General features: G+C 44.3%; 4 protein-coding genes. 3 read left to right on the top strand and 1 reads right to left on the bottom strand.

Going from position 1 to position 11,678, the window contains the following annotated elements; translation table 11 throughout:
* Positions 1-180 precede the first annotated feature (180 nt).
* On the top strand, positions 181-585 hold the full coding sequence (locus IUZ65_RS07325) for a thioesterase family protein (RefSeq protein WP_195703116.1): 405 nt from the start codon (positions 181-183) through the stop codon (positions 583-585).
* On the opposite strand, the gene IUZ65_RS07330 is transcribed toward IUZ65_RS07325, so the two are convergent.
* Entirely contained in the window at positions 582-1,460 is an 879-nt protein-coding gene (locus IUZ65_RS07330) for a 4'-phosphopantetheinyl transferase family protein (RefSeq protein ID WP_231363608.1), read from the bottom strand. The genes IUZ65_RS07325 and IUZ65_RS07330 overlap by 4 nt on opposite strands.
* Before the next feature lie 295 nt (positions 1,461-1,755).
* On the opposite strand from IUZ65_RS07330, the gene dcuC reads away from it, so the two are divergent.
* Together dcuC and IUZ65_RS07340 are read left to right on the top strand one after the other, a co-directional pair.
* Positions 1,756-3,144, top strand: coding sequence for a C4-dicarboxylate transporter DcuC (gene dcuC, locus IUZ65_RS07335; RefSeq protein WP_195703117.1), 1,389 nt, complete (start codon positions 1,756-1,758; stop codon positions 3,142-3,144).
* A gap of 855 nt (positions 3,145-3,999) precedes the next feature.
* Entirely contained in the window at positions 4,000-11,673 is a 7,674-nt protein-coding gene (locus tag IUZ65_RS07340; RefSeq protein ID WP_195703118.1) for a type I polyketide synthase, read from the top strand.
* Positions 11,674-11,678 lie beyond the last annotated feature (5 nt).

Consider the following 11,678-nt stretch of genomic DNA (forward strand, 5'->3'; position numbering starts at 1 on the left):
CTATGTATTATCATTGGCCTGCTCTTTTTTAGACGATTCTAGAACTCTACTGCACACAACTCATATGACCAGCATAATAAATATTAAGTTCGAATCGAGTCTCAGGTAAAGTGCAGCTCTCAGTCGTGTAGAATAACAAAATGGCACTTAGCCTTAATAAATTGAGAGACATAGCCACTAATGAGTAAAATACACCATCATCCAGTACAGATATATTATGAAGATACCGACCATTCAGGCGTGGTTTATCATCCCAACTTTCTGAAATATTTTGAACGAGCGCGCGAGCATGTTATCGATAGTGATAAGTTAGCGACCTTATGGAACGAACACGGTCTAGGGTTTGCGGTTTACAAAGCAAATATGATTTTTCAAGATGGCGTAGAGTTTGCGGAAGTCTGTGATATTCGTACATCCTTCGAGTTCGATGGCAAATACAAAACCTTGTGGCGTCAAGAGGTCTGGCGTCCCCAAGCAACCCGAGCAGCCGTTATTGGTGATATAGAGATGGTCTGTTTAGATAAAGAGAAGCGGTTGCAACCGATTCCCAACGCTATTCTAACATCAATGATGAATGGGGATTAATTTAATCCATGGCTGTCTGTTGATTGGAGGAGTTGAATAGGGTCTATCAATGTCGCGCTTAGTTTCATTGGCTTGGTGCCATTGCCGAGCGTAACGGCAAAACGATACTGTTCATTTAACCGGCCTAAGCAAGACTGCCAATCAGGTTGATTGCTCGGTTGGCTAGCGAGTGAACTTTCCCTGTTTTCAATAAAAAAGGGCGCTATTCCGCGGTAAAACTCTACCTTTCTATATTGTTCGTTTTGACCCAAAGAGGGTGTAGACTTCGTCGTTTGAATAAGCAACCATTCTTTTTTTTCCATCGTTAAATCGAATCCGAACGACTTTAATGACTTTGCAAGGCCTTGTCCTGTTGCCTTTATGTACGACTCTTTTAATGCCCAAAGATCAAAAAAACGCTGCCTTTGTTGGCTTCGCGGCAGTGCTAATAAAGCGCTGGCTTCTTGGTTAGAGAAGTAGTGATTGAGGATGGGGTCAATGTTGGTACTTGTTCTGGCATGCTCTACATCTACGCCCAGTTGCAGTGTCTCATTCTTCGCTACTATGACGCCTATGAGCAAGTAGTCGCCGCTATGGCTTATATTAAATTCAATGCCTGTTTGAGTGCGTTGACTGGTTATCAACGCTGGCTTACCATTTTTTCCGTATTCAAATTGCCATTCATCAGGCGAAATAGGGGCGTATTGTGACAATACCACTCGGAGTAAACTACGAACATAAAGGGCTTTTGTTCTCGACTCATGCTGCCTATAACGCGCCACTTTGCTCAGCTCATCCTTAGAGAGCCAACATTTCATGTTTTCCGTCAGGCTATCGCCGTCATCCAGTTGGGCTAAAGAGAAAAACCAGAGTTGAATGAGAGGAGTGGCAGACACGGTGAGACCTTGAGAAGAAAACGTATTATCTATTGTGACGGTTTTACGATTAAAACAACAGATTAAAATATGATCATAACTGCCTACCTTAATTAGCCATTATTTTAAAGTGCTTTTGAACGCAAAATCTCAATTATTTATGCACCAAAATTGCAATGTTATGTTGAGAAACTGGAAGTAATTCATTTAATTTCATATAAGTTCACATTCATGCGTGATGTCACATTTTGAAACCAAGATTTACTATAAATTCCGTCACAATTGCTATTTAACAGAACTATATTCGGAAAATTTAATGTTATCTATTATTATATCTCTTATCGTTACGGGCTTTGTCGCGACATTTGTCCTTAAAGGGTACAAGGCGCAAGCTATTTTAATTGCTGGCGGCATTGTGCTGATGGTTTCGGCAATGTTGATTGGAAAGGGCCTGCCTTTACCTGAAGGTGCTTCCTCAGGATCGCAATGGCTCGATATCTTCCACTTTATTAAACTTACCTTTTCTAGCCAAAGTGCAGGGCTTGGTTTAAAGATTATGGCTATTGCCGGTTTTGCATTTTATATGCATGAAATCGGAGCATCAGAGTCGTTGGTTCGAGTGCTTACTCGTCCATTGACACACATTAAACATATGCCTTATTTGTTTATGGCTATGTGTTTTGTGATTGGTGAATTTTTATCCATTTTTATCACCAGTGCATCCGGTTTGGGTGTTCTGTTGATGGTGACGTTATATCCGTTAATGCGTAGTGTTGGTTTAAGTCGCTTGTCAGCGTGTGCCCCTATTGCAACCGCGGTAGCGGTAGAAATGGGACCGGGTCAAGGTAATGTGAATTTTGCTGCCGAAATCATTGGTATCGATGTGGTTGATTACGTAGTGAAGTATCAGATGTCAGTTGCTATTGCTGCACTGGCTGTCATTGCTGTATTGCATGTCCTTGTTCAAAAGTATTTCGATGTGAAAAGTGGTCATATTGCGAGCGAACATCGTGATTTAAATGAACTAACAGATGCACAAAGCAATCAAGATGCAAGTCATTCATATGCTCCTAAGATCTATGCCATTCTGCCTGTCATACCTTTGGTATTAATTTTCACATTCAGCAAGTTGATGGTTAGCAGCATTAAGATGGACGTAACGACAGCTATGCTTGTATCCATCGCTGTAACGCTTTGCTTTGAATTTGTTCGTCGTGATAACGCCAAAGCCGTCGTAGAATCAATTCAAATATTTTTTGATGGGATGGGAAGACAGTTTGCGAATGTAGTTACCTTCATTGTTGCTGGTCAAGTGTTCGCCCAGGGTTTAAAAACGATTGGAGCGATTGATGTAATAGTAAGAGCCGCAGAATCAGCAGGATTTGGACCCGTATTAATGACTATAGTGATGGTCGCAATTATCATGGTGTCTGCAATATTAATGGGGTCAGGCAATGCGGCATTCTTCTCATTCGCCAACTTAGTACCTGAAATAGCGGCTAAGATGGGCATCGCTCCTGTGATGATGTTATTGCCAATGCAGTTTGTCGCTGGTATGAGCCGTAATATTTCTCCTATTGCTCCTAATATGGTTGCTATTGCCGGGGTAGCCGATGTATCACCGTTTGAACTTGCTAAACGAACAACGATTCCTATGGTTGGCGGAATTTTAATCTCAGTATTTGTAAGTATTACGAGTTTTTAATATGCTCTAAAATTACACAAAACAATAAAAGATCAATATTTCCCTCAAATCAATTCTAGGGTTTGTTGATCTTTCTCCATGAAAGATCAACAACCTCTAGAGTCAAACCACGTCAAAGTCCATTTCTTTCGCTCCTTTAGCAATACGCCGGTTACTCCTCTATTCAATTTGATTTTGAACATACTGAAAATAGAATGCACGACGATAATGAATGAAAATGAATTTGTTTAGAGAATAAATCACTGATTAAAAACCTGTTACATAGGAATCATTCTGTTTTTGCGCCGTACGTCACCTTTTTATTTGATTTAGAGTGTTTGCACTAATTTTCATTATAAAGCTAATAATAATCAATTAGTTAGGTTGATTAAGTTTGCAATAATATAGACTACAAAAATTTTAACTGGTCTGAGGAGGAGTCGCCTTCACGTCTGACGATTGTATCAAAACGCGACCTCGGGTAACCTGCTCATCCATTAACCGAATCAGCTGGTTTTCATTGGGAATGCTAATCAATTTCCTTGGAGAACTTCAGCCCGTAACCTCAGTAGAATTATTATGGACTTTGCTTTAGTTTTTAAAAGCGCCGCAACAACTTATCTAATGTTAACAGTATGTTAGCGCTAGTTTGCATATGCGATATAATCCACGAATTCAGTATGACATTTCCGCTTGTCATTATATGACCAGCGTAATTCCATTCAAGCCTTTGAATTTAAGACGGTTACCTAGCCGAAGCGAGCCTCCTGTATTTCTGTGCTTCTTCTTGGTGGCTTCTATCTATAACTTTTTCGCTATTTTATCCCTGCCCGAAATTATGACACCTGCTTTGCGGTTGTCCAGTGGAGCCTCATTATGAGCCAAACCTCAAAATCAACATCCGATTCGCAACAAGATATGCGACTTAACAAACGCCTTAAAGATACGCCTATCGCTATCGTCGGTATGGCGAGCATATTCGCTAATTCCCGTTACTTGAATAAATTCTGGGATCTTATCAGTGAAAAAATTGATGCTATAACCGACATCCCTGAATCACATTGGCGAGCCGAAGATTATTATGATTCAGATAAGAGCACACCTGATAAATCATACTGTAAGCGCGGTGGCTTCATACCAGATGTGGACTTCAATCCAATGGAATTTGGCCTGCCGCCAAACATTTTAGAGCTAACGGATACGTCACAACTATTATCATTGATTGTCGCGAAAGAAGTCTTGGCGGATGCAAAGCTTCCGGAAAACTATGATAGAGATAAAATTGGTATCACGTTAGGTGTCGGTGGTGGTCAGAAGATAGCTCAAAGCCTCAATGCTCGTTTGCAATATCCGGTATTGAAAAAAGTATTCAACAGCAGTGGAATTAGCGACCAAGATAGCGAGATGTTGATCAAAAAGTTCCAAGATCAGTACATCCACTGGGAAGAAAATTCTTTTCCGGGCTCTCTTGGAAATGTTATTGCTGGACGTATTGCTAACCGATTCGATCTGGGTGGCATGAACTGTGTGGTTGATGCCGCTTGTGCTGGTTCTCTTGCCGCGTTGCGCATGGCGTTGTCTGAATTGGTAGATGGCCGCAGTGAAATGATGATCACGGGTGGCGTATGTACGGATAACTCGCCAACCATGTACATGAGTTTCTCTAAAACACCTGCGTTTACCACCAACGAAACGATTCAACCCTTTGATATCGATTCGAAAGGAATGATGATCGGTGAAGGTATAGGAATGATCGCTCTGAAACGTCTTGACGACGCGGAACGAGACGGTGACCGTATCTATTCCGTTATTAAAGGTATAGGCGCTTCTTCAGACGGAAAGTTCAAGAGTATTTATGCTCCTCGACCTGAAGGTCAGGCGAAGGCACTTAAGCGCGCCTATGATGACGCTGGTTTTGCGCCACATACATTGGGCTTACTAGAGGCTCATGGTACGGGTACGGCGGCCGGTGATGTGGCTGAGTTTAATGGTTTGAACTCCATCTTTAGTCAAGGCAACGAGAATAAACAACACATTGCGTTAGGATCGGTGAAATCTCAGATTGGTCATACGAAGTCTGCCGCTGGGACTGCGGGTTTAATAAAAGCCGCTCTTGCACTGCACCACAAAGTGTTACCTGCCACAATTAATGTGACGAGTCCCAATCCCAAGCTAAATATCGAAGATTCACCTTTCTACCTAAATACCCAAACTCGGCCTTGGATGAGACAGGCAGATGATACGCCTCGACGTGCCGGTGTAAGTTCATTCGGTTTTGGTGGCACCAACTTCCATGTTGTTATGGAAGAGTACACGCCTGAACACACTCGCGGTGATAAATATCGCCAGCGTCAGGTGCCGCAAACAGTATTATTAAGTGCTGACACGCCGAATACACTTCTCGCAAACTTGAAAGAAATATCTATGGATATTTCTAATCAAAAAACAACCTTAGAAACGCTTGCTGGCATCCATGGTATGCGCAGTATTGACGCAGACCATGCGCGATTGGGTATGGTCGTTAATTCTGATGAAGAGCTTCTGACTCAGTTGAAGCAATCCGTCTCATTGCTTGAAGGCCAATCAAAATCACATTGGCAGCTACCAAGTGGGACAAGCTACCGCGATTCGGGCTTAGTAAGTGAAAATGGTATAGCGAAAGTAGCGGCTCTATTCGCAGGTCAAGGTTCCCAGTATCTCAATATGGGCTCGGATTTAGCCTGTCATTTCCCAGAAATGCGTCAACATTTGGCGAATGCAGATAAAGTATTTAGTCAGAATAAGAAGACACCACTATCACAGGTGCTTTTTCCTATTCCTGCATTTAATAGCCAAGACATTTCCACTCAAGAAGCCACATTAACCAATACCTCAAATGCGCAGAGCGCTATCGGTGTGCTTTCTATGGGTCAATATGAGTTGATGACTCAAGCTGGTTTTAAACCAGACATGATCGCCGGGCACAGTTTTGGTGAGCTAAGTGCGTTGTTTGCTTCCGGTACGATATCCCAAGAAGATTATTACCAACTGGCTTTTGCTCGCGGTGATTCTATGGCGGCAACGCCACTTGAAGGTGACAGCGGTACCATGTATGCCGTGATTCTTGATGCGGATAAGTTGGCCGAGGTTGAAAAAACAATCGGTGCATTTGATGGTGTGAGTATCGCCAATTACAACGCACCGACACAGTTAGTGATTGCAGGACCGACAGACAATGCTCAACGAGCAGCAAAAGCGTTAACGGAGCAAGGGTTCAAAGCGATACCACTGCCTGTTTCGGGTGCATTCCATACCCCGTTGGTGGCTCACGCACAGAAACCATTTGCGGCGGCGATTGATAAAACAACATTCAATACGCCAGTCTTACCGCTTTATTCCAATGCAACGGGTGTGCTTTATAAGAATGATGGCAAAGTCATTAAAAAAGCGTTCAAGCAACATATGCTGCAATCTGTCCGTTTCAGCAGCCAACTTGAATCAATGTACCAAGCTGGCGCGCGCGTATTTGTAGAATTCGGACCAAAAAATATTCTGCAAAAACTGGTTGAGAAAACGCTGATCAACAAGGCGGATGAACTCTATACCATCAGCCTTAATCCGAACCCTAAAGGTGATCATGATTTGCAGCTGCGTTTGGCTGCGGTTCAATTGGCTGTTGTTGGTGTCTCGCTAGAGACGGTTGACCCTTATCAAGCTGAATTGGCTAAGCCGGGCGCGATGTCACCAATGAACATTAAACTGAATGCGGCGAATCACATCAGTGCCTCGACACGAGCGAAAATGACCGTGTCATTAGAAGCAGGCAAGGTCAGCAAACAAACTGAAATCGTAGAGAAGATTGTGGAAAAAGAAGTGATTAAAACCGAAATTCGTGAAGTGGCTGTAGCGGCAATGCCAGAAACAGTACAGGTTGTTTCGCAACAGAATACTAAGACAAGCGAACCAGTAACAACGACGCATAATGCTATATCGCAGACAGGATCACCACAGCCATCCGCTTTATCGATTCCGAATGCTGATGCGTCATTGCAGGCCTTCTTTACGGCGCAACAACAAGCCGCAGAGCTTCATCAGCAATTCCTTGCTATTCCACAGCAATACGGTGACACCTTTGCGACGCTAATGACCCAACAGGCTCAAATGGCGGCAACGGGTGTGGCTATTCCTGATAGCTTGCAGCGTTCAATGGAAATGTTCCATCAACATCAAGCTGAAACATTGAAAGCTCACGCACATTACCTTGAGCTTCAGTCGATCAGCAATAGCTCTGCATTAGGGCTGTTGAGTTCAAACTCTAGCGTTGTACCTGCGGTAACGGCGATAGATACGGTCGTTCCAGCAATGACACCAGTAAAAACCGTCGCGGTTTCTCAACCTGTGGTGTCAGCGCCAACTCCGGTTCAACCTGTTGCTCCCGTTCAGACCGTCGCTCCAGTTCAACCTGTGGCTCCGGCCCCATCTGTGGCCGTTCCACAAGCCATTGTTCCGATTCAAACATCCGATGCAGAGAAAGTGATGCTAGAAGTGGTTGCCGATAAAACGGGTTACCCAACTGAAATGCTCGACCTCGATATGGATATGGAAGCGGATTTGGGTATCGACTCTATTAAGCGTGTCGAGATTTTAGGTACCGTTCAGGATCAAATGCCTAATCTGCCGGAACTTAACGCAGAAGATTTGGTCGAGTGTCGTACGCTGGGCGAAATTGTCAGCTATATGAATGGTAAGTTGGGCGCTCAATCGCCATCTGGGCTTAATGAAGCACCCGCTATCCATACACAGATAGCTGCCGCTACCAACGCCAGTGCTTTAACGGCCACTCAAATTCAAACAACCATGCTGGAAGTGGTTGCCGACAAAACGGGTTACCCAACAGAGATGCTCGATCTTGCGATGGACATGGAAGCGGATCTCGGTATTGACTCGATTAAACGTGTAGAAATCTTAGGTACGGTTCAGGACCAACTGCCTGACTTACCTGAACTTAACCCTGAAGACTTAGCAGAATGTCGTACTCTAGGCGAAATCGTTGACTATATGAATGGTCAATTGGCGAAAGTCAGTCCGTCAACAGTTGCACCAGTACAGACTAACGGCTTAACTGCAGAACAGGTTCAGGGCACCATGCTTGAAGTTGTTGCAGACAAAACGGGTTATCCGACTGAGATGCTCGATCTGGCTATGGATATGGAAGCCGATTTAGGTATCGATTCTATCAAGCGTGTTGAAATCTTAGGCACGGTTCAAGACCAACTTCCTGGTTTACCAGAGCTCAACCCTGAAGATTTAGCCGAATGCCGTACGCTAGGTGAAATCGTTGACTATATGAACAGCAAGTTATCGTCTGTAGCGGCGGTTGATAATACATCGACTCCGGTTGCAGATAATGCCGTAACGCATTTAGATGCGGCTCATGTTCAAAGCACTATGCTAGCCGTCGTCGCGGAAAAGACAGGTTATCCTTCAGAGATGCTGGAGTTAACCATGGATATGGAAGCCGATTTAGGTATCGATTCTATTAAACGTGTCGAGATATTAGGGACCGTTCAGGATCTCCTTCCTGATTTACCCGAGCTAAACCCAGAAGATCTGGCTGAGTGCCGAACCTTGGGCGAGATTGTTGATTACATGAACAGTAAGTTACCTTCCGTTACCGTTGCTACTGCGGTTCCAATGGCGACTGAAATGGCGTCAACATCCGCGACGAACAATACGATCAATCATTTAGATGCGGCTCATATTCAAAGCGTCATGTTAGCCGTTGTTGCTGACAAAACGGGTTATCCTGCGGAGATGCTTGATCTTGCCATGGATATGGAGGCAGATTTAGGTATCGACTCTATTAAGCGCGTCGAAATCTTAGGTACGGTTCAGGATCAGCTTCCAGATTTACCAGAGCTTAACCCTGAAGATTTAGCTGAGTGTCGTACCCTCGGAGAGATTGTTGCCTACATGCAGAGTAAGCTTTCAGGTGATTTAACCTCTGCGTCGACCGGGGGAAAAGCCCCAGTCGAAGCGGTGCTTGAGTCCGTGACAGAAACACTCGTTGTGGATTTACCTCCTCACAATGAGGTGGCGCTAAAAAAGTGTCCAGCGGTAGATAGATTGGCTGACTGTTTTGACAAAAATGCCTGTATTGTGATCACCGATGATGGTCACAATGCTGGTGTGCTTGCCGAAACGTTAAGCGCTCACGGTTTACAAGTTGCCGTCGTGCGTACTCCTCTATCTGTCGCGTCTCCATTGAACACCGAAATCAGCAGTTACTCACTCACCAGCGTTGATGAAGCGGGTGTGAAAGGCGTGATTGCTAACATTGAAAGCGCACATAAACAGATTGGTGGATTCATTCACTTACAACCTTATGTTTCGGATACAACATCGGGTCATGCAGCGATTGAGTTGAATGAAGATGCGAAATCAAGCATTTCAATGGCGTTCTTGTTTGCCAAGTTGCTTCACTCTCAATTAAATTCAGTCACCTCGTCAAGCCGCCGAAGCTTCTTTACCGTGAGCCGTATTGATGGTGGATTTGGTTATCTCGATGCGGAGCAAATAGCGAAAGCCGAGCTAAACCAAGCCGCGTTGTCGGGCTTAACGAAAACCCTTAGCCATGAATGGCCGACGGTATTTTGTCGAGCATTAGATGTTGCACCGACACTGGACGCTCGCCAATTTGCAGACTCAATAACCGCTGAGTTATTTGATGTGAATACGCATGCCGTCGAGATTGGATTGAGTGGCTCTGGTCGAAGCGCACTAACGGCGATTGAAGCCGTCAATTCTGAAAAGAAACAGGCGGCTGCATTATTAACCAATACAGATAAAGTTCTGGTTACTGGTGGTGCAAAGGGCGTTACGTTTGAATGTGCTTTGTCATTAGCTAAGAAGTGTCAATCACACTTTATATTAGCAGGGCGCAGTAAGCACATTAAGATCGATGAGCTACCTGAGTGGGCAGAAGGAAAACAAACCGGAGAGTTAAAAGCCGCGGCTATTGCGTTTCTAAAAGCGTCGGGGGATAAACCAACACCTGCGAAAGTGGATGCATTAGAAAAACCAATATTAAGTAGTATTGAAATAAACACCGCGCTGGCCGCATTTAACCAAGTGGGTGCCAGTGCAGAATACCTAAGTCTGGACGTATCAAACGACGAATCAGTGAACCAAAAGCTGTCTCAGATTAGCGATATCACGGGTTTGATTCACGGTGCCGGTGTATTGGCTGACAAATTCATTCAAGATAAAACACTGGATGAACTCAACCTCGTTTACGGAACGAAAGTAGGTGGACTTAGAGCGGTATTGAATGCGTTAGATTGTAGCAAGCTAAAACTGGTCGCGATATTCTCATCCGCCGCTGGCTTCTATGGCAATAATGGACAGAGCGATTACGCGATGTCAAATGACATCCTTAATAAAGCCGCGTTACAGATGTCGGCCCGTTACCCTCAAGCAAAAGTAATGAGCTTCAACTGGGGACCGTGGGATGGAGGTATGGTCAGTCCAGCACTCAAGAAGATGTTTACTGACCGTGGCGTGTATGTCATCCCACTAAAATCTGGTGCTGAACTGTTTAGTTCACAGCTGCTTAGTGACACAGGCATTCAATTGCTTGTGGGTACAAGCATGCAAGGTTCTGCAGACAAGGAAGCGTCAATAAAAAAGCTTGATGCGGAGTCTGTGTTAGTTGCAAAGAGTCCGCTGAATAAAAATATCACTGTCACACGTACCCTTGACCCAAAGGTGATGCCTTTTGTAAAGGACCACTGCATTGCGGGTAACCCTGTGTTACCGACAGTGTGCGCCATACAATGGATGCGTGAGACTGCAGCACAATGGTTAGGGGCGAACGTGACGGTTCGCGATTACAAACTGCTGAAAGGTGTTATTTTTGAAACGGACGATGTTCAAATATTGACCTTGGATATGACGCTTGATGATGAAGGGCAGGTTAAAGCTCTCATTAACAATCAGGGTCGACCGCAATATAAAGCGCTGTTGACGATCCAAACCGTGATTGAACCCAAGCTAAAAACGTTCACAACGGATGAAAGTACTCAGGTTGCGGTAGGCGTGGAGCTATACAGTAATGGGACCTTATTTCATGGTCCAAGGTTGCAAGGCATACAAGCGGTTCAAGATTTTGATGATTCAGGGCTTCTTGCTTCTTGCCAGTTACCGATGATCGCTGAACAAGACTGTGGTTCATTTATTGCGACGCAACATTTTGCTGGTTGTCAGCCATTCGCTGAGGACTATTTACTACAAGCTATGTTGGTTTGGGCCCGATTAAAATATGCGGCCGCGAGTTTGCCTTCTGCTATCGGCGAGTTCGTTTCGTATGAGCCTATGCGATCAGGTGATAAAGGTTGGTTAGAGCTTGAAGTGGTAAAACACACCTCTCGTTCACTACAAGCAAATATCGCGCTTTATCATAGTGATGGACGTTTAAGCTGCACAATGAGTGGGGCCAAGGTGACGATCAGTAAAAGCCTTAATGAGGCATTTTTGAACAAGCCTAACTTAGAAAAGGAGTGTTTGTCATAGTGGAC

Origin of the sequence: Vibrio sp. VB16 (genome assembly GCF_015594925.2) — a bacterium.
GTDB lineage: Bacteria > Pseudomonadota > Gammaproteobacteria > Enterobacterales > Vibrionaceae > Vibrio.